General features: G+C 69.7%; 16 protein-coding genes. 5 read left to right on the forward strand and 11 right to left on the reverse strand.

All coding sequences use genetic code 11. The features are described from left to right. The first annotated feature begins 65 nt into the window (after positions 1-65). Positions 66-563 (forward strand): MarR family winged helix-turn-helix transcriptional regulator, encoded by a 498-nt coding sequence (locus ACIBCK_RS14260; RefSeq protein ID WP_160505514.1) that lies wholly within the window; start codon positions 66-68, stop codon positions 561-563. On the opposite strand, the gene ACIBCK_RS14265 is transcribed toward ACIBCK_RS14260, so the two are convergent. Then, positions 522-1,298 (reverse strand): LuxR C-terminal-related transcriptional regulator, encoded by a 777-nt coding sequence (locus tag ACIBCK_RS14265; protein WP_399390003.1) that lies wholly within the window; start codon positions 1,296-1,298, stop codon positions 522-524. The genes ACIBCK_RS14260 and ACIBCK_RS14265 overlap by 42 nt on opposite strands. A gap of 274 nt (positions 1,299-1,572) precedes the next feature. On the opposite strand from ACIBCK_RS14265, the gene ACIBCK_RS14270 reads away from it, so the two are divergent. Beyond that, positions 1,573-2,031, forward strand: a complete 459-nt coding sequence (locus tag ACIBCK_RS14270) for a GNAT family N-acetyltransferase (protein ID WP_399390004.1) — start codon at positions 1,573-1,575, stop codon at positions 2,029-2,031. A gap of 52 nt (positions 2,032-2,083) precedes the next feature. Here ACIBCK_RS14270 and galK read toward each other — a convergent pair whose 3' ends face one another. Genes galK through galT form a run of 3 tightly spaced genes read right to left on the reverse strand, consistent with a single transcriptional unit; the run spans position 2,084 to position 5,297 of the window. Then, on the reverse strand, positions 2,084-3,238 hold the full coding sequence (gene galK / locus ACIBCK_RS14275) for a galactokinase (protein WP_399390006.1): 1,155 nt from the start codon (positions 3,236-3,238) through the stop codon (positions 2,084-2,086). A gap of 20 nt (positions 3,239-3,258) precedes the next feature. Continuing rightward, positions 3,259-4,212: a UDP-glucose 4-epimerase GalE gene (gene galE / locus ACIBCK_RS14280; RefSeq protein ID WP_399390007.1), complete on the reverse strand. Its 954-nt coding sequence runs from the start codon at positions 4,210-4,212 to the stop codon at positions 3,259-3,261. Then, a complete protein-coding gene (gene galT / locus ACIBCK_RS14285) occupies positions 4,209-5,297 on the reverse strand; it encodes a galactose-1-phosphate uridylyltransferase (RefSeq protein WP_399390009.1) in 1,089 nt (362 codons plus the stop codon). The genes galE and galT overlap by 4 nt, the downstream gene beginning before the upstream one ends. Before the next feature lie 239 nt (positions 5,298-5,536). On the opposite strand from galT, the gene ACIBCK_RS14290 reads away from it, so the two are divergent. Both ACIBCK_RS14290 and ACIBCK_RS14295 read left to right on the forward strand, forming a co-directional pair. Continuing rightward, positions 5,537-7,219, forward strand: a complete 1,683-nt coding sequence (locus ACIBCK_RS14290) for a sodium:solute symporter family protein (RefSeq protein WP_399390010.1) — start codon at positions 5,537-5,539, stop codon at positions 7,217-7,219. Positions 7,220-7,243: 24 nt separating this feature from the next. Continuing rightward, positions 7,244-7,528, forward strand: a complete 285-nt coding sequence (locus ACIBCK_RS14295; protein ID WP_399390011.1) for a hypothetical protein — start codon at positions 7,244-7,246, stop codon at positions 7,526-7,528. 22 nt (positions 7,529-7,550) lie between these two features. On the opposite strand, the gene ACIBCK_RS14300 is transcribed toward ACIBCK_RS14295, so the two are convergent. From ACIBCK_RS14300 to ACIBCK_RS14315, 4 genes are all read right to left on the reverse strand, one after another. Then, positions 7,551-8,276 carry a LuxR C-terminal-related transcriptional regulator gene (locus tag ACIBCK_RS14300; protein ID WP_399390013.1) on the reverse strand — a complete coding sequence of 242 codons (726 nt, stop codon included), beginning with the start codon at positions 8,274-8,276 and terminating at the stop codon, positions 7,551-7,553. 262 nt (positions 8,277-8,538) lie between these two features. Then, a complete protein-coding gene (locus ACIBCK_RS14305; RefSeq protein ID WP_399390014.1) occupies positions 8,539-10,395 on the reverse strand; it encodes a PQQ-binding-like beta-propeller repeat protein in 1,857 nt (618 codons plus the stop codon). Between the two features lie 121 nt (positions 10,396-10,516). Then, entirely contained in the window at positions 10,517-12,397 is a 1,881-nt protein-coding gene (locus tag ACIBCK_RS14310; RefSeq protein ID WP_399390016.1) for a PQQ-binding-like beta-propeller repeat protein, read from the reverse strand. 146 nt (positions 12,398-12,543) lie between these two features. Beyond that, positions 12,544-14,379, reverse strand: coding sequence for an ABC-F family ATP-binding cassette domain-containing protein (locus tag ACIBCK_RS14315; RefSeq protein ID WP_399390018.1), 1,836 nt, complete (start codon positions 14,377-14,379; stop codon positions 12,544-12,546). A 167-nt stretch (positions 14,380-14,546) separates the two neighbouring features. On the opposite strand from ACIBCK_RS14315, the gene ACIBCK_RS14320 reads away from it, so the two are divergent. Continuing rightward, positions 14,547-15,137, forward strand: coding sequence for a Uma2 family endonuclease (locus ACIBCK_RS14320; protein ID WP_367049078.1), 591 nt, complete (start codon positions 14,547-14,549; stop codon positions 15,135-15,137). Here the strand turns inward: ACIBCK_RS14320 and ACIBCK_RS14325 are convergent. From ACIBCK_RS14325 to rsmA, 3 genes are all read right to left on the reverse strand, one after another. Continuing rightward, positions 15,115-16,455, reverse strand: coding sequence for an acyltransferase (locus ACIBCK_RS14325; protein WP_399390020.1), 1,341 nt, complete (start codon positions 16,453-16,455; stop codon positions 15,115-15,117). The two genes, ACIBCK_RS14320 and ACIBCK_RS14325, sit on opposite strands and share 23 nt — an antisense overlap. A 76-nt stretch (positions 16,456-16,531) precedes the next feature. Next, positions 16,532-17,425: a 4-(cytidine 5'-diphospho)-2-C-methyl-D-erythritol kinase gene (locus ACIBCK_RS14330; protein ID WP_399390022.1), complete on the reverse strand. Its 894-nt coding sequence runs from the start codon at positions 17,423-17,425 to the stop codon at positions 16,532-16,534. Next, the gene (gene rsmA / locus ACIBCK_RS14335) at positions 17,422-18,291 is read right to left on the reverse strand and encodes a 16S rRNA (adenine(1518)-N(6)/adenine(1519)-N(6))-dimethyltransferase RsmA (protein ID WP_399390023.1); all 870 of its coding nucleotides are present in this window, start codon (positions 18,289-18,291) and stop codon (positions 17,422-17,424) included. Before rsmA ends, ACIBCK_RS14330 begins: the two co-directional genes overlap by 4 nt. Positions 18,292-18,558 lie beyond the last annotated feature (267 nt).

An 18,558-nucleotide genomic window follows, 5' to 3' on the forward strand; every position in this document is an offset into this window, starting at 1 on the left:
TCCTCGACCCAAAGTATCTTGACGTCAAGAGACTTCATGTCGACAGACCCCCTACACTGATCGTCATGGAGGACGAGGTCGACCGTCTGGTCGCTGCATGGCGCCGGGAGCGCCCCGACCTCGACGTGGAACCACTCGAGGTGCTCAGCCGTGTCAGCAGGCTCGCGCGGCATCTCGACAGGGCCCGGCGGCTCGCGTTCTCCGAGCACAATCTGGAGCCGTGGGAGTTCGACGTACTGACGTCGCTGCGGCGCGCGGGCGCGCCCTATCAGCTCTCCCCCGGACAGCTCCTGACCCAGACCCTGGTGACGTCCGGCACGATGACCAACCGCATCGACCGGCTCGCGAAGAAGGGCCTCGTCGAGCGGCTGCCCGATCCCAGCGACCGTCGCGGCGTCCTCGTGCGGCTGACCGAGGAAGGGCAGGACCGGGCGGACCAGGCCCTCGCCGGACTCCTCAAGCAGGAGCGGGCGATCCTCGCCGAGCTCTCCCGCGGGCAGCGCGGCGAACTGGCCGGGCTGCTACGCCAGTTGACCGCCCCGTTCGACAACATCCCCGGCTAGGTCGACCGGACCCACCCCTGCCCTGCGCGCCAGCGCCACGGCCGCGAGCGTGGAGTGGACGCCCAGCTTCCCCAGCACGTTCTGCATGTGCGTACGCACCGTGTGCGGGGAGAGGAAGAGCCGCTCGGCCACGGCCTTCCTGCCCAGGCCGGCCACCATGCAGCGAAGCACCTCGCGCTCGCGCGGGGTCAGCGACTCCACCAGGCGCTCGGATTCCGTGCGGTGCTTGCGGGCGGCGGTCAGCTCACGCAGGACGCCGGTGAGCAGCGCGGGCGGCAGATGGGTCTCCTCCCGCAACACGCCCCGTATGACCGTAAGGAGCCGGGAGAGCGAGCAGTCCTTGGCGACCCAGCCCGACGCGCCGGCCTGCAGCGCGAGGGCGGCCCTGCGCGGGTCGTCCTTCTCGGCGAGCACGACCGTGCGGACCATCGGCTGGCCCGAACGGACCCCGGCCACCAGGGATATGCCGTCCACCAGGCCGTCCGCGTTGCCCTCCTGCACCGAAGGTGCGGGCCGCACGCCCTGCACGGCGCTCGCCGAAGCGCCCAGGTCGGCGTCGACGAGCAGGACGTCGTATCTGCGCCCCTCGGCCATCCCCCGCTCCAGGCAGCGCAGCGCGGCCGGGCCGCTGCCCGCCGCGGACACGTCGACGTCGGGCTCCGCCGCCAGCGCCGCCGCGAGCGACTCGGCGAAGATGCGATGGTCGTCGACGACCAGGACTCGGATACGAACCACTGAAACCCCCTTCCCCAAGCTCTCCTCGGAGAGCAGGGGATACCCCCGTCAAAAATGACGTCGGAGGACGTACGGTGCGGGTACGACACCCGGAACGGGGGTCACCGCAGTCGCACGGCCGCCGCCGAGCTGTGACTGCCACCCCCACGCCGGGTGTCGTACCCGACTGTCTCGCCCCCTGATCGGTGCCGGCCCCCACCGGCACTGCCACTCAGAGTAGGGCCGCACGGCAGGAGCGGAAGGTAATTTGCAGAACTGACTGGCCAGCGCGTTTATGGTGAGCCGTATGTTTCGTATTGAGACAGGAGTCGACAAAGAACGGTTCGCTCTGCTCCTCGCCGGGCTCCAGGACGCGAACTCCAGGGCCTCGCCGGTGATCCGAGCGCTGCGGGGCACCGTGGAGGATCGTGAGATACCGCTGGCCGTCTGGCTCGTGGAGCGCACGGAGGGCCTCGTCGGCGGTCTCGCCGGGCACACGTGGGGGCGCTGGCTCCACGTGAACCACCTCTGGGTCAGCGAGAAGCACCAGGGAGCCGGCCTCGGCGCCCAACTGCTCGCCGAGGCCGAACGCATCGCGCACGAGGAGCGCGACTGCCGCAACTCCCGTGTGGAGACGTGGGACTTCCAGGCTCCGGGGTTCTACCGCGGCCAGGGTTACGAGGTGGTGGCGGTGATCCCCGACTACCCGGAGGGCGCCAAGGAGTTCACCCTGACGAAGCGGCTGGGGGGTTAGGCGGGCAACCGGCACCGGGGGGGGGAGGTCCCCCCTCCCGGCGCAGGCGAAGTCACCTCTCCCGGCGCGCCCCCGCCGAAGGGACCGCCGGGAACACCCGCGGGGCAGTGAAGCCCGCCGAAGTGAAGGCCTCCAGGATCGACTTCGTCACCGGCTCCGCGTCCGCCTCCTCCACGAGGACGATCGCCGAGCCGCCGAAGCCGCCGCCCGTCATGCGCGCGCCGATCGCGCCGGCCGCGTTGGCGCAGGACACCACCAGGTCCAACTCCTCGCAGGAGATGCGCAGATCGTCCCGCAGTGAGGCGTGGCCCTCGGTCAGGACGGGGCCGATCGCCCGCACCTCCCCCGCGTCGAGCAGGCCGATGACCTGCTCCACCCGGTGGTCGTCCGAGACGATGTGGCGGACGTAGCGGCGGATCTTCTCGTCCGTCAGTTTCGCCAGGGCGGCGAGGAGTTCGGCGTACGGGACGTCCCTGAGGTGACTCACGCCCAATTGCCGCGCACCCTCCTCGCAGCCGGCCCGCCGTTCCGCGTACGCCCCGTCGCCCAGCTCGTGCTTGACCCGGGTGTCGACGACGAGCAGCCGCAGGCCGTGCGCGGCGAGGTCGAAGGGGACCTGCCGTATCGCCAGGTCCCGGCAGTCCAGATGCAGGGCGTGGCCCTCGGTGGCGCACGCGGAGGCCATCTGGTCCATCACGCCGCAGGGCACGCCCACGAAGGCGTTCTCCGCGCGCTGGGCCAGGACCGCCAACTCAGGTCCGGTCAGGCCGAGTTCGTACAGGTCGTTCAGGGCGAGCGCCATGACGACCTCCAGGGCGGCTGACGAGGAAAGGCCCGCCCCGGTCGGCACGGTCGACGCGAGGTGGATGTCCGCGCCCCCGGCGACCGCGTGGCCCGCGTCCCGCAGCGCCCAGACCACGCCCGCCGGGTAGGCGGCCCACCCGCCCTGGCCGTATTTCGACAGGGGGGTCAGCTCGTCGACCCGCAGTTCGGCGACCGGGGCGTCGATGTCCGCCGAGTGCAGGCGCAGGACGCCGTCGCTGCGGCGCGCCACCGCCGCCACCGCGGTGTGCGGCAGCGCGAGCGGCATCACGAAGCCCTCGTTGAAGTCCGTGTACTCGCCGATGAGGTTGACCCGGCCGGGTGCCGACCAGACCCCGTCCGCCTCGTACCCGTACAGCTTCGCGAACTGCCCCGCTACGTCCATCAGTTGCCCCTTAGCCCCAGTTACCGCTGAGCGAACGCCCACGCGTCCGCGACGATGCCCGCGAGGTCCGCGCGGGACGGATTCCAGCCGAGCCGCTCCCGCGCGGTGGCCGCGGACGCGACGAGGACCGCCGGGTCGCCGCCGCGGCGCGGGGCCATGACCTCGGGGATCGGGTGTCCGGTGACCTGGCGGACGGTTTCGATGACCTCGCGCACGGAGAAGCCGTTGCCGTTGCCGAGGTTGCAGATCAGGTGCTCGCCGGGCGTGGCCGCGTCGACGGCGAGGAGGTGCGCCTGCGCCAGGTCCGCGACGTGGATGTAGTCGCGCACGCAGGTGCCGTCCGGGGTCGGGTAGTCGTCGCCGAAGACGTTGATCGCCTCGCGACGGCCCTGTGCGACCTGGAGGACGAGGGGGATCAGGTGCGACTCGGGGTCGTGCCGCTCGCCGTAGGCGCCGTACGCGCCCGCCACGTTGAAGTAGCGCAGCGACACCGCGCCCAGGCCGTGGGCGGTGGCCTCACCGGTGATCATGTGGTCGACGGCGAGCTTCGACGCGCCGTAGGGGGATGTCGGGGCGGTGGGGTCACTCTCCGTGATGGGGGTGCTGACCGGCTCGCCGTACGTGGCCGCGGTGGAGGAGAAGACCAGCTTGCGCACGCCCGCTTCGCGCATCGCGGCGAGCAGCGCCATCGTGCCGCCGACGTTGTTGTCCCAGTACTTCTCGGGCTTCACGACGGACTCGCCGACCTGGGAGAAGGCGGCGAAGTGCAACACGGCGTCGAAGGAGGAGTCCAGCCACTTGGCGGCATCGCGGATGTCACCCTCGATGAACGTGGCGTCGGCGGGGACGCCCTCGCGGAAGCCGGTCGAGAGGTTGTCGAGGACGGTCACCTCGTGCCCGGCCTCGATCAGATGCTGGGCCACCACGCTTCCCACATAGCCCGCCCCGCCGGTGACCAGGTACTTACCGCTCATGAACTCGCTACCTCTCGCAGTCGCTGGGCCGCGGCTTCCGGCGGCACGTCGTTGATGAACACGCTCATGCCGGATTCGGAACCCGCGAGGAACTTCAGCTTGCCCGAAGTGCGGCGAATGGTGAAAAGCTCGAGGTGGAGGGCGAAGTCGTCCCGGTTGACACCGTCATGTCCCTCCAGCGTGCCGAAGGGTGCCTGGTGCCACGCCGCGATGTACGGGGTGAGCGGCTCGCCCCCGGTCCCGCCTTCACCGTCACCTTCACCAGCGCCGAAGATCCGGTCGAAGCGCCTCAAGAGTTCCAGATACACCTGGGGAAACTCTGTGCGCGCCGCTTCGTCGAGGCCGAGCAGGTCGGGCACCCGGCGCTTGGGGTGGAGGTGCACCTCGTAGGGCCAGTGCGCGGCGTAGGGGACGAACGCCACCCAGTGCTCGGCGTCCAGGACCACGCGCTCGCCCGCCGACTCCTCTGCCACGACGTCGTCGAAGAGGTTGCGGCCCGTCGTCTCCTTGTGCGCGGCGATCGACCGCAGCATCAGGGACGTGCGCGGGGTGACGAAGGGATAGGCGTAGATCTGCCCGTGCGGGTGGCCGAGGGTCACGCCGATCTCGGCGCCGCGGTTCTCGAAGCAGAACACCTGCTCGACGGAGGGAAGGTGCGAGAGCTCCGCGGTCCTGTCGGTCCAGGCGTCCAGGACGAGGCGGGCCTGGTCCTCCGTGAGGTCGGCGAAGGACGAGTCGTGGTCCGAGGTGAAGCAGACGACCTCGCAGCGCCCCGCGTCCCCGGCCAGCGAGGGGAAGCGGTTCTCGAAGACCACCACGTCGTACGAGGAGTCGGGGACCTCGCTCAGCCGCTCTCCCTCGGAGGGGCACAGCGGGCACTCGTCGGCCGGCGGGTGGTAGGTGCGGCCCTGGCGGTGCGAGGCGATGGCGACCGCGTCGCCCAGGAGCGGGTCCCGGCGGATCTCGGAGGTCGTGGAGATGGGATCCAGGGGCCTCCGGTCGATGGCGTCGCGCACGGCGTCGTCTCGCGCGTCGTAGTAGATGAGCTCACGACCGTCTGCGAGACGGGTCGAGGTCTTCTTCACGTCCGGGGCTCCTCACCAACACCCACCCAACATAACCGCACATAACAAATCACAAGGCAACAGCATCGTCAATCCCTGCAAGCTGCCGCCCGCAAGCCGAACACTCCCGTCCTCAAGCTGAGCGTCAGCTATGCGCCCGATCACAATCCAACAAAGAACACCAACAGAAGTCTTCAGTTATTGAAGGGAGGGGCGTAGGTTCCGGTCTGATCAGTTCGCGCAACGAAGCGAGTTCACGCATGCAGTCCCCCACACAGACCCTGGCCGAGGGGCTTCGGCTGCCCACCAACGGCCTCGACTACGCGATCCTGGCGATCTACTTCGCCGTGGTCCTCGGCATCGGCTTCGCCGCCCGGCGCTCCGTGAAGACGAGCCTCGACTTCTTCCTCTCCGGGCGCTCCCTGCCCGCCTGGGTCACCGGCCTCGCGTTCGTGGCCGCGAACCTCGGCGCGACCGAGATCCTGGGCATGGCGGCAACCGGCGCCCAGTACGGCGTCGCGGTCGTCCACTGGTACTGGATCGGCGCCATCCCCGCGATGGTCTTCCTCGGCCTCGTGATGATGCCGTTCTACTACCGCAGCAAGGTCCGCTCGGTCCCCGAGTTCCTGCTCCAGCGCTTCGACAAGTCGGCGCACCTGCTCAGCTCGGTGCTCTTCGCGTTCGCGGCGATACTCATCGCGGGCGTGAACCTCTACGCCCTGTCGATCGTCGTCGAGGCGCTCCTCGGCTGGCCGCAGTGGGTGGCCATCGTGGTCGCCGGGTTCTTCGTCCTCGCGTACATCACGATCGGCGGGCTCTCCTCGGCGATCTACAACGAAGTCCTCCAGTTCTTCGTGATCCTCGCCGCCCTCATCCCGATCTGCGTCATCGGCCTGAAGAAGGTCGGCGGCTGGGACGGTCTGAGCGGCTCGATCGAGAAGTCGCACGGCGAGAACTTCATGACCGCGTGGGGCGGCACCGGCATCGGTGACGCCAACCCCCTTGGCGCGAACTGGCTGACGATCATCCTCGGCCTCGGCTTCGTGCTCTCCTTCGGGTACTGGACGACCAACTTCGCCGAGGTGCAGCGCGCTCTGTCCGCGAAGAACCTCTCCGCCGCCCAGCGCACGCCGCTGATCGCCGCCTTCCCGAAGATCTTCATCGTCTTCCTGGTGATGATCCCGGGCCTGGTCGCGGCCGTCCTCGTCCCGAAGATCGGCACCGCGGGCTCGGACCTCACCTACAACGACGCGATCCCGTACCTGATGCAGGAGTTGCTGCCCAATGGCGTGCTCGGCATCGCGGTGACCGGTCTGCTCGCGGCGTTCATGGCGGGCATGGCGGCGAACGTCTCATCCTTCAACACCGTGTTCACGTACGACATCTGGGCGAAGTACGTGGTCAAGGACCGCGAGGACGGCTACTACCTGAAGTTCGGCCGTCTGATCACCGCGATCGGTGTGCTCGCCTCCGTCGGAACGGCCTTCATCGCCGCGTCGTTCTCGAACATCATGGGGTACCTGCAGACGCTGTTCACCTTCTTCAACGTCCCGATGTTCGTGGTCTTCATCATCGGCATGTTCTGGAAGCGCGCCTCCATGAAGTCCGGTGTGTGGGGTCTGGTCGCGGGCACGTCCGCCGCGATGATCAACTACTTCTGGATCTACAAGCAGGGCATCATCGACATCCCGACCGACCAGGGAGCCAACTTCGTCTCGGCGATCACCGGCTTCGTCGCCGGCGCCGTGGTGATGATCGCGGTCACGCTCTTCACCGCGCCCAAGCCGGAGGCCGAACTGGCCGGGCTGGTCTACGGGACGACGGCGCCCGGCGTCGAGGAACCGCCCGCCGAGGGTGACGACGCCTGGTACCGCAAGCCCGCGCTGCTCGGCTGGAGCGCGATCGTGCTGGCCGCGGCCTGCTACCTGCCGTACTCGTTCTGATCCCGATCGGAGGTCTGGAAGATCATGTCTGAACTGCACAAGGAAGTCTCCGATCTGGAGCGCAAGTCCGCCACGGCGGCCCGCCTCTTCGACATCCGGCGCATCATCGGCGGCCTGTTCGTCGTCTACGGCGTCATCGTGACGATCGCCGGGATCTCACCGTCCGACGCCGACATGAAGAAGGCCGAGGACATCAACATCAACCTCTGGTCGGGCCTTGCCATGCTGGCGCTCGGGCTCTTCTTCCTCGGCTGGCTGTGGCTGCGTCCCACTCCGCCGCCCACCGAGGCACCGGAGGAAGACAAGTAACACCCCGCGACGGGGCCCGAGTTCACTGCACCGGTGGCTCGGGCCCCGTCGGCGTCCCCGGGTCGTCCGTGAAGGCCGGCGCGGGCCGTTCCGCGCGGTCGAGCAGGCCCGTGCGCGCCGCGAGCGCCGCGGCCTCCAGACGGGATCCGACGCCCAGTTTCATCAGGACGCGCTGCACATGCGTACGCGCCGTGCTGGGCGCGATCCCCATTCCGGCGGCGATGAGGCGGGTGTCCTCGCCGTCCGCGACCCGCACCAGGACCTCGACCTCGCGCGGCGTCAGCATCTGAAGCAGCCGCTGCCCCTCGTCGTCGGGCTGCGCGGCCGGATTGAGCAGCTCGCTGAACGCGCCCTGCAGCAGCTGCGGCGCGACGGCCGCCTCACCGGCTCTCGCCTTCATGATGGCGCGCTCGACACCCTCGATGCGCTCGTCATGGCGTACGTATCCCGAAGCGCCCGCGGCGAACGCCGCTGCGATGCCGCGCGGGCTCGGTACCGGGCCGAGCACCACCACGGCGACCTGCGGGCGCTCCCGCTTGATCTTCACTACCGGATCGAACATGCCGGCCTCCGCCGGCGTCGCCGTGCCGAGCAGGCAGACCTCGGGGGCCCGGCTGATGACCAGCTCCGCCGCCCCGGCCGCGGGCGCGGCCGCGGCGAGCACCCGGTGTCCGCGCAGCTTCAAGGCCGAGGCGAGTGCCTCGGCGAGCAGTCGGTGGTCGTCGACCACCATGAGTCGCACACCCATCGAGCAACCCCCCACTTTCCCCCACGGATCCCCCACGGATCGAGGGCCCCCCGGCCCCACGCCCACTCATCCCCCGGAAGCTACACGCTTGTTCGACGCTGCGCGCCCCCTACCGGCGATAAGCGGCCCGGAATGCGGAAATCCCGGCCGAATACGAGTGAGAGGGAGTACGTGTGTACGGAACGGCACACGCGGAGAGCCGGACGGCCCCGTTCCTCGTCGGGAACGGGGCCGTCCGGTGCGTACGCGGAGGTCAGGAGGGCTACTTGGCGACGAAGCCCAAGGCCGTGTACTCCTTCTCGTCCTTCGAGTACGGCTTGCTGATCAGCTCCTTGCCGAGGTACAGCATGCCGTCGGTGTAAAGGAGTTCGTTCGATTTCGGCACCATGCCGCTGATGGCGCTGCCGACGGACTCGGCCGCCGGGGTCTCCAGGAGCTTGGTCTCCTTCATCGTCTTGCCGTTGAGGGAGACGACCTGGGCGCCCTTGTCGTAGCCGGCGTCCTTGTACGCGAGGACGTTGCCGCCGTCCATGCGGATCGGGAACATCTCGCCGTTCTCGCCCGCGTCGGCGCGGTCACCCGTGGTCTTGCCGGTGGCCAGCGAGAACGCGATGATCTCGTTCGTCTGGCTGTACTCGCTGCCGCCGCCGTCGTGCTGGCGGGTGGGGATGTAGAGCTTGTCGTTGCCCACGGCCAGCGAGGTGCAGGCGTAGATGACGTTGACCTCGCAGTCGTGGTCGTACTTGCCGTCGGGCAGCGAGATCTTGGCGCGGAGGTCGCCCTTGTCGTCGAGCGAGAAGACGTCCGTGACGCCGCTCGCGGTGATCTCCTGGGTGTCCTGGCCGAAGACGACGGGGCGCGTCGAGATGATCTTGGCGTTGTCGACGCCCGGCGTCACCGGGTACGTCCACTTCGAGTCGCCGGTCTTGGCGTCGAGGAGCTGGACCTTCAGCTTCTCGTCGCCGTAGTCACCGCACTTCTGGACGGCGACGAGCTGCTCGCCGCCCGCGTAGCCCTCGTCCTGGCACTCCTCGCTGGCGTCGGGCTCCCAGAGGTGGTCGCCCGACGTGAGGTCGAAGGCCGCGCCGCCTGCGCTGGAACCGGCCGCGACGGTGCTGCCGCTGATGGTGACCTCTTCGACTCGGGCATCCATGCTGCCCTCCTCGATGGTCTCCGTCCAGAGCTTCCTGCCGTCCTTCAGGTCGACCGCGGAGATCTGCGAACAGGTCTTGTGGTCACCCTTCTTGGTCCGCTTGCCGTCCTCGTAGGCGACCGCGACGATGCCGTCCTTGGTGACCTCGCGCGAGCCCGCGCAGGTCTGCCCCTTCAGCGGCAGCGTCCACAGTTCCTTGCCGTCGGACGGGTCGTACCCGACGATCTCGTTGACGCCCGCCTTGGCGTAGACGTCCTCGGTGAGCCAGGAGCCCTTGATGCTCCAGACGTCGTCCTTGGGAACCTCGGGCTGCGGGAGCTGCATGGAGACGGTGGCGCTGGTGTTGGCCGGCACCTTCTCCTTGCCGGGGCCGCTCGGGCCCTGCTCGTCGCCGCCCTTGCCCTCCTCGTCGCCTCCCTTGCCGCCACCGGTCGAGCCTCCGGAGCTCGCCTCGGTGTCGTCCTTCTGCGTCGAGGCGTAGAAGACACCGCCGCCGACGATCAGGGCGATCGCGACGACCGCACCGATGATGATCTTCATCTGGCCGCTGAGCTTCGAACCGCCCGAGCCGCCGGGGACGCCCGCCTGCGGAGCCATCGGCATCGTGCCGGGCTGCTGGTAGGCGCCGTACGGGGCCTGCTGGCCGTACGGCTGCGTCGGCTGGTTGTACGGCTGCGTCGGCTGGCCCGGGTAGCCGTAGCCCTGGGGCTGGCCGGGGGGCGGGGTGCCGGGGGCCTGCGGCGCCTGCGGGTAGCCGTAGTTGGGCTGGCCCTGCGGCGGCGTCGGCGGCTGCGCGGGCGGCGTCGGGGGCTGGCCGGGCGGCTGCGCGGGCGGCGGGGTCTGCGGGTAGCCGTACGAGGGGTTGTTCGGCTCGGGGGCCTTGCCGAAACCGCCGGGCGGCGGGTCCTGCGGTGCGCCGAACCCGCCCTGCGGGGGCTCGTTGGGCGGCTGGGGCGGCTGGGTCATGAGGTCGATTCCTTGGGGACGAGAGATGAACTGAGCGACGAGGAGGGCGCGGGCGCCGGCCCGGTGGAGGGCGCGGGCGCCTGCCCGGAGAAGGGGGCGGGCGCCTGCCCTGCGGAGAAGATCACTTGCCGTAGGCCAGCATCAGCTTCTCCTGGCCCTTTGCGCTGCCCGAGAGCCGCGTCGTGGAGATGTAGAAGCGGCCGTCCACGTAGTCGACGTCCTTCGAGTAGAAGCCGCTCTCGATCTCAGCGGTCCCCTCGGGGTTCTTCAGGAGCGTCTTCGGCTTGTGCGAACCCGACAGCGGGATCGAGACGACCTGACCGCCGGCGTCGTACGACGGGTTGACGTAGGCGATGAGCGAATCGCCGTCCATCTTCATCGGCAGCATCGATTCCTCCAGCGGCGACTTCACGCGCCATGCCTCCTTGCCGGTGGCGAGGCTGATCGCCACGACCTCGTTGGCCCCGGAGGTCGCCTCGGTCGGCAGGTAGAGGTTCTTGTCATCGGTCGTCGCGCCCAGGCAGCCCTGGAGACTGCCGCCGAGGAACGACGAACTGCCGCACTCCGGCGCGAACTTCTCGTCGACGCCGACCTCAGAACGGGTGGCGCTGCTGTTGGGCTTCAGCGTGGTGATGTTCCACTGCTTCTTGTCCTCGTTGGTGAGGTAGACGATCGTCGGGCTCTCGGAGTAGATCCGGCCGATCTGCCAGCCCTTGGGGAACTTCTTCGTCCACACGACCTTGCCGGTCTTGGGGTCGATCTGCTCCAGCTCGTCGTGCTCCGTGGAGGAGCCCGCGCCGCACGACAGGGCGCGGAGGATCTTCTTCCCGCCGGTGAAGCCGCTGGGGAAGCAGGTGCCCTCGTCCTTCTTCTCGGAGACGAAGAGCTCCTTGCCGTCACTGATCCGCAGCGCCGTGCCGGACTGGGAGCGGCCGACCATCAGCGTCTCGCCGGTGATGGAGAGGTCGACGTTGAGGGACATGTCGAAAAGACCCTCCTCCTCGACCGTCTTCGTCCAGCCCTTGCCACCGGTCTTCAGATCGATGATCCGGACCTGGCTGCACTTGGAGTCGTCCTTCTGCCCGTCCTTGTACGCGACGGCGATCTTGTTGTCGTCCGTGACCTGCGGGGTCGTGCCACAGATCTTCTGCGGCAACGTGACCGTCGGCCAGGCCTGTTCGCCCGTCTTGACGTTGTAGGCGGTGAGCTCCTTGTACGCCGCCTTGACGGCGATGTCACCGTGGACCCACATGCCGTTGGCGTCGGCGCCCGAACCGGGCACCTTGGGCGCTTCCTTGTAGAAGAGCACCTTCGACTCACCGGGCTGGCGGCCCGCGTTGAGGTCCTCCTTCTCGCCCTGCCCGTCGCCCTCGCCGTCGCCCGGGTTGGCCGGCGCCGACGCGCTCGCCTTGGGGTCGTCGCTCTTGCCCGCGGTGGGCTTCTTCTTGCCGCCGCCGTCGTCACCTCCGACGACCGCCCAGGTGACGCCGCCGATGACGAGCGCGGCCGCGGCCACGGCGGCCACGATCAGACCGGGCTTGCCCTTGAAGGGGTTCTTGCCGCCGCCACCGCCGACGCCGGGCGGATGGGTGCCCGGCACGCCGGGGGGCGGGAACTGCTGCTGCGGGTAGCCGTACTGGGGCTGCTGGGCGTAGGGGCCCGGCTGCGTGGGCTGGCCGTAGGGACCCGGCTGGGCCGGCTGACCGGGCTGACCCGGCTGACCGGGCTGCGTGGGCTGGCCGTAAGGTCCGGGCTGGTTGTACGGTCCCGGCTGTCCCGGCTGCTGCGGGTAGCCGTACCCCGGCTGGGGTGCGGGCGGAGTCTGCGGGTAGCCGTAACCGGGCTGGGGCGCGGGCGGGGTCTGCGGGGCTCCCGACGGCGGGGCCGGCGGCGAGCCGGGCATCTGCGGTGGCTGGCCCGGTGGCTGCGGAGCGGCTCCTTGCCGTGGATCCTGCGGAGCTCCGAAACCGCCGGACGGCGGCTGGTTGGGCGGCTGAGTCATCAGCGCTTCCCCCTTCACTGATTTTTCGGCACGCCAAGTGGTGCTCAGGCCGACCTTTCTATCACCCTGAGCGCCGGGCACAACTGACCGGTCCGCCCCCTGTTCCCAAGGGAGGACCGGCCCGTGATGCGTCCGTTACGAGACCTCTACGCGCTCTCCGCGAGCTCCAGCCAGCGCATCTCCAACTCGTCGCGCTCGCTCACGAGTTCGCGCAACTCGGCGTCCAGTTTCGCCACCTTTCCGAAGTCGGTGGCGTTATCGGCGATTTGGGCGTGCAGCCAGGTCTCCTTCGTGGACATCTTGTCCAGCTGCCGCTCGATCTTCTGCAGTTCCTTCTTCGCGGCGCGGGCGTCGGCGGAGGAGACGTTCTTCTGCGGGGCGGCCGGTGCGGAGGACCCGGAGGACCCGGAGGACGAGGCCAGCGGAGCCGCGGGCGCGCCCGCGGCCGCCATCCGCTTGCGCCGCTCCAGGTACTCGTCGATGCCGCGCGGCAGCATCCGCATCGTGGCGTCGCCGAGCAGCGCGAAGACCTTGTCGGTGGTGCGCTCCAGGAAGAACCGGTCGTGGGAGATGACGACCATCGACCCGGGCCACCCGTCAAGGACGTCTTCGAGCTGGGTCAGCGTCTCGATGTCGAGGTCGTTCGTCGGCTCGTCGAGGAAGAGGACGTTCGGCTCGTCCATCAGGAGGCGAAGCAGCTGGAGCCGCCGCCGCTCACCACCGGACAGGTCACCGACGGGCGTCCACTGCTTCTCCTTGTTGAAGCCGAACGTCTCGCAGAGCTGCCCCGCGGTCATCTCCCGGCCCTTCCCGAGGTCGACCCGCTCGCGCACCTGCTGCACGGCCTGCAACACCCGCAGCGTCGGGGAGAGTTCGGCCACTTCCTGCGAAAGATAAGCCAGCTTCACGGTCTTGCCGACGACCACACGCCCCGCCTCGGGCTGTACGTCGCCGTCGGAGCGCTGCGCCTCGGCCATCGCCCGCAGCAGCGAGGTCTTGCCCGCGCCGTTGACACCCACCAGGCCGATGCGGTCGCCGGGGCCGAGCTGCCAGGTCAGGTGCTTGAGCAGCACCTTGGGCCCGGCCTGGACGGTCACGTCCTCAAGATCGAAAACGGTCTTGCCGAGCCGGGTCGTGGCGAACTTCATCAGCTCACTGCTGTCCCGGGGCGGCGGCACGTCGGCGATGAGTTCGTTGGCGGCCTCGATGCGGTACCGCGGCTTGCTGGTACGGGCGGGCGCGCCGCGCCGCAGCCAGGCCAGCTCCTTGCGCATCAGGTTCTTGCGCTTGGTCTCCTCGGTGGCCGCGATGCGCTCACGCTCGGCGCGCGCGAAGACGTAGTCGGAGTACCCGCCCTCGTACTCGTAGACAGACCCGCTCTGTACGTCCCACATGCGCGTGCACACCTGGTCGAGGAACCAGCGGTCGTGCGTGACACAGACGAGCGCCGAGCGCCGCGTGCGCAGGTGCTCGGCGAGCCAGGCGATGCCCTCGACGTCCAGGTGGTTGGTCGGCTCGTCGAGCACGATCAGGTCCGGCTCGCCGATGAGCAGCTTCGCGAGCGCGATACGGCGCCGCTCGCCACCGGAGAGCGGCCCGATGACGGTGTCGAGCCCCTGCGGGAAGCCAGGCATGTCGAGCCCGCCGAAGAGACCGGTGAGCACATCCCGGATCTTGGCGCTGCCCGCCCACTCGTGATCGGCGAGGTCACCGATGACCTCATGCCGCACGGTGGCCTCGGGGTCGAGCGAGTCGTGCTGGGTGAGCACGCCGAGCTCAAGACCGCCGTTGTGCGTGACCCGCCCGGTGTCCGCCTCCTCCAGCTTGGCGAGCATCCGGATGAGGGTCGTCTTCCCGTCTCCGTTGCGCCCCACGACGCCGATCCGGTCCCCCTCGGACACGCCGAGGGAGACACCGTCGAGCAGGGCACGGGTGCCGTACACCTTGCTGACTGCCTCGACATTGACCAGGTTGACGGCCATTAACGCTCCAGGGAAGGGGATCGATCGACCTCCAGCGTAGTCGCCCGGCCGGGGCGTCCTTCTCGGGCTCCGGAGTGCGGGACCGATCACTCTTCGTGATGACGATGCCGTGAACCGGCGGCTACCGTGGAGTCGCTGGCCGAAGAATCCCGTCCATGGGAGGAACCATGACCGCCGAGTCCGTTGAGCAGCATCGCTGGGCGTTGCCCCCGCGTGACGGTTACACCGTGGACGACCTGCTCACGCTGCCCGATCTCCCGCCGCACACGGAGTTGATCGACGGGAGCCTGATCCTCGTGAGTCCCCAGCGCTACTTCCACTTCGCCGCGATCGACCTGCTGGTGGCGGGACTGCGCCGCACCGCGCCGCCGGAACTGGGAGTCGTGCGCGAGATGACGGTGGTATTGGACAAGCGCAACGGCCCTGAACCGGACGTCTCTGTCATCAGAGCCAGTGCCAAGACTGGACGGATGCAGACGCACTTCCAGGGCCCAGACGTCGTACTGGCCATCGAAGTGGTGTCCCCCGAGTCCGAGTCGCGTGATCGCACGACCAAGTTCCAGAAATACGCCTCCGCGGGCATTCGCCACTACTGGCTGGTCGAGGCGGCGGGCCCGGATGACTACCCGGTCATCCAGGTCTATGAATTGGGGCAGGCCTCCGGCACGTACGCCCTGACCGGAATCCACCACGACCACCTCAAGCTCAGCGTCCCGTTCGACATCGACATCGACCTCACCGCCATCGACGAGCTGTAGGCGCCCGCTCCACAAGGAGCCACCCGACCAGCGCCATCCCCACCGCCACCGGCGCCGTCACCCGCACCGCGATCAGCATCGCCGTACGCCCTTCGAGCAGGCCACCGAAGCCGACCATCGAGAGGCCGAGCACCCCGAAGAGGCAGAGCGTGACGCCCACGGCGGCTGTCGGGCCCGCGCCTGGCGCCTGCGTCAACTCCCGTGCCGCAACCGGCTTCTCGAAGCGGCGGAAGGCGGCGACCAGCAGAGCGGTGAGCATCATCGCGGCCGCCATCCGCAGCGGAACCTGCGTCCACCACTCCCTCGTCGCAGGCTCCGGCAACGGCACGTCCGCCGCGATCATCACCCCGTACACCCCGAGCATCGCCGTCAGGTGCCATAGGAACGCCGTCATCGAGACCCCGTTCGCCGCCACCACGCCCCGCCACACCCGGGGCCGCGCCAGCCACCGCGTAGCCGGTCCGCGCAGCAGCTCCACCGCTCCCACCAGCCAGATCCCGTGGCAGAGCAGGGCGAAGGTCGGCGGTGCCATGTTCGAGACGCGTTCGCCGGGCATGCCCACCATGGAGAGGGGATACGGGCCGAAGGCGACCAGCGCCGCGGCTCCCGCGAGGCCGGTCACCGCCATGGCCGCGGGCACCCGCACCCGCAGCCTGCCGTCCGCCCGCAGGAAACCGAGCTGATGCACGGCGAGCCACACGAAGGCGAAGTTCAGGAACTCCACGTACGGGACGCCGAAGGCGAAGCGCGCCACGTCCACCGCACCCGCGGCGAGCACGAGCCCCCCGAACGCGCCCCAGCCGTACCGCTCGTGCAGCCTCAGCAGCGGTGGAGTGAAGGCCACCATCGCGAGGTAGATGCCGACGAACCACAGCGGCTGGGCCACGAGCCGCAGCGTCACGTCCAGCAACGCGCCTTGCTCGCCCAGGAGTTGGACAAGGAGCGCGGCAGCTCCCCACACGCCTATGAACACCATCGTCGGCCGCAGCAGCCGCTGCAGCCGTGCCCGCAGGAACGCCGAGTAGACGGAAAGGCCAGGAGTCTTCCGGCTCAGGGAGCGGTACGACAGCGCGTGCGAGAAGCCGCCGACGAAGAAGAACACCGGCATGATCTGCAGCGCCCAGGTGAGCAGTTGCAGATCGGGCACGACGGCGAGGAGGTTGCCGACCTCGGTGCGGCCGTCGTCCCCGACGGTCACCGCCGCCATCAGCCAGTGGCCGACGACGACCGTGCCGAGCGAGGCGACCCGCAGCAGGTCGATGTACCGGTCGCGCCCGGTGGGCGTCTGCTCGGCCAGTTCGCGAACGCTTGATCCCATGTACGTACGGTCGCGCGCGCCGCGGGCCCGGCGTCAGCGCGAACGTACTCAGATCCGCGCCTGAGTACCCGCGCGCCTAGAGCAACGTGGCACCCGGCGCCGGTGAGTCCGCGACCCGCGCGGTGCGGCAGGTACCGGAGGCCGAGAGCGCTTCGGCGACCCGTCGCGCGGACTCGGCGTCGGCGGCCAGGAACGCCGTCGTGGGCCCGGATCCGGAGACGAGCGCGGCCAGGGCTCCCGCGTCCGTGCCCGCGGCGAGGGTGTCGGCGAGCGAGGGGAAGAGGGACAGGGCGGCGGGCTGAAGATCATTGGATACGGCGCCGGCGAGGGCCTCGGTATCCCCTCTGCGCAGAGCGTCGAGCAACCCCGCCGACGCCTCCGGAGCGGGCGCTTGTGGGGTCAGCCGGTCGAACTCGCGGTAGACCGCGGGGGTGGAGAGCCCGCCGTCGGCCACCGCGAACACCCAGTGGAAGTCCCCGCCGACCTCCAGAATCTCCAGCTTCTCGCCGCGCCCCGTGCCGAGCGCCGCCCCGCCCACCAGGCTGAACGGCACGTCGCTTCCCAACTCGGCGCAGATGTCGAGGAGTTCGTCGCGCGAGGCCTCGGTCCCCCACAGCGCGTCGCACGCCAGGAGCGCGCCCGCACCGTCCGCGCTGCCGCCGGCCATGCCGCCCGCGACGGGGATGTCCTTGGCGATGTGGATGTGCACATCGGCCGTACGGCCATGGCGCGCGGCAAGGAGCTCGGCGGCCCGCGCCGCCAAGTTCGTACGGTCCAGGGGCACTTGGTCGGATCCGGGCCCGGAACACGTCACGCGCAGCTGCTCGGCGGGCGTCACGGTGACCTCGTCGTACAGCCCGACCGCGAGAAAGACATTGGCGAGGTCGTGAAACCCGTCCGCGCGCGCGGCACCCACCGCCAACTGGACATTGACCTTCGCGGGAACGCGGACGGTCACGCTGTCACTCACGAAGCGGCTCCCTTGTGCTCGGCGATCCGCGCGAACTCCTCCACCGTCAGCGCCTCGCCGCGTGCCTGCGGCGAGACTCCGGCGGCGACGAGTGCCGCCTCGGCGGCTGCCGCCGAACCCGCCCACCCGGCGAGGGCGGCGCGCAGGGTCTTGCGACGCTGGGCGAAGGCGGCGTCGACGACGGCGAAGACTTCCTTCTTCGAAGCGGTCGTCTTGACCGGCTCGGCGCGCCGCACCAGGGACACCAGACCAGAGTCGACGTTCGGCGCGGGCCAGAAGACGTTGCGGCCGATGGAACCGGCGCGCTTCACGTCGGCGTACCAGTTCGCCTTCACGGACGGCACGCCGTACACCTTCGAGCCGGGAGCGGCGGCGAGGCGGTCGGCGACCTCGGCCTGCACCATCACGAGCGTGCGCTCGATGCTGGGGAAGGTGTCGAGCATGTGCAGCAGGACCGGCACGGCGACGTTGTACGGCAGGTTGGCGACCAGCGCGGTCGGGGCGGGGCCCGGCAGCTCGCGTACGAGCATGGCGTCGCTGTGCACCAGCGCGAAGGAGTCCGCCTTCGCGGGGAGGCGGGCTCCGATGGTCGCCGGCAGCGCGCCCGCGAGGACGTCGTCGATCTCGACCGCGACGACGCGGTCCGCGGTGTCCAGCAGGGCCAGCGTCAGCGAGCCGAGGCCGGGGCCGACCTCGACGACCACGTCCTCGGGGCCGACGTCCGCGGTGCGGACGATGCGGCGGACGGTGTTGGCGTCGATGACGAAGTTCTGGCCGCGTTGCTTGGTCGGGCGTACGCCGAGGGCGGCTGCCAGCTCGCGGATATCGGCTGCGCCGAGCAGAACCCCGGTCTCACTGTTACTCACCCCCACAGGTTACGGGTCCCGCCCCTTGGGCCCCGCCACTGCCGACCCGGGCCCCTGGGCCCGCCACTGTGTCCCCCCGCAGCATGCGATCCCCGAACAAGCCTTTCCCGCCCACCCGCCCGATTGCCCCGCGGTGACAGGGGGTGGGCGGGGTGAGGGTGGCAAAGATCCACAGGGGGTGGGGTCATCTCGGGTGGGGGTTTGCGGGCCTCAGCACGCATGCACCCGCGGTCGGCGACGCACGGGAGGGGACGTGCCGGTATGTCT

The organism is Streptomyces sp. NPDC051218, assembly GCF_044455475.1.
Taxonomy (GTDB): domain Bacteria; phylum Actinomycetota; class Actinomycetes; order Streptomycetales; family Streptomycetaceae; genus Streptomyces.